This is a genomic window from Mesorhizobium sp. BHbdii (assembly GCF_053848045.1).
This window is the reverse complement of sequence record NZ_JBSPKX010000080.1, coordinates 1-604: the sequence shown is the minus strand read 5'-3', so window position 1 is coordinate 604 and position 604 is coordinate 1. Positions and strand designations below refer to the sequence as shown.

General features: G+C 66.1%; 1 protein-coding gene. It reads right to left on the bottom strand.

Features of this window, described 5'->3' with window-relative positions; all coding sequences use genetic code 11:
* Window positions 1–101: 101 nt before the first annotated feature.
* A partial coding sequence (locus ACWTU8_RS31945; protein ID WP_455851270.1) for a TPM domain-containing protein occupies window positions 102–604 on the bottom strand: 503 nt, incomplete at its 5' end.

The window sequence follows — 604 nt, the reverse complement described above, 5'->3', positions numbered from 1 at the left end:
GCCCGCCGGCCGCTTTCTCACAGCCGATCCTGACATTGCTGACATCGGGCAAAAGCCCGGAAACAGGCCGGACCGGCAAGTGAGCGTCTAGAGGCGGGCTTTCAAATTTCGACCAGATGGTCGTCCAGCTCGTTGATATCGCCCGAGGTGACCGGGAAATGCTCGGCCAGCACCGCCCCCACCTGCTCGATCGCGTTGACGAAGCCGTCGGCAAGCCGGTCGTCGCCGGCGTGCGCCGTCAGGTCACGCACCACGCTGTCCCAGACATGCTGGCCGACCTTGGCGTCGATACCCGAATCGGCGACCACCTCGGCATAGCGCTCGGCAATCGAGACGAAGATCAGCACGCCGGTGCGCGCCGTGGTGCGGTGGACGTTGCGGCCGAGGAACTGCTTGATCGCATTGGCGTGCGCGGCCTGATAGCGCAGCCGCCGTGGCACCATATGGATGCGCAGGCCGGGGACCGCCCACAACAGCGCCAGCACGCAGGCCAGCGCCAGCAATTGGGCGATGACGAAATGCGGCAGGCGGATGGTGAGCCACCATGCCTCCAACCCATAGGCGACGGCGAGGCTGACGACCAGCATGCCGAGCGTCGCCATCA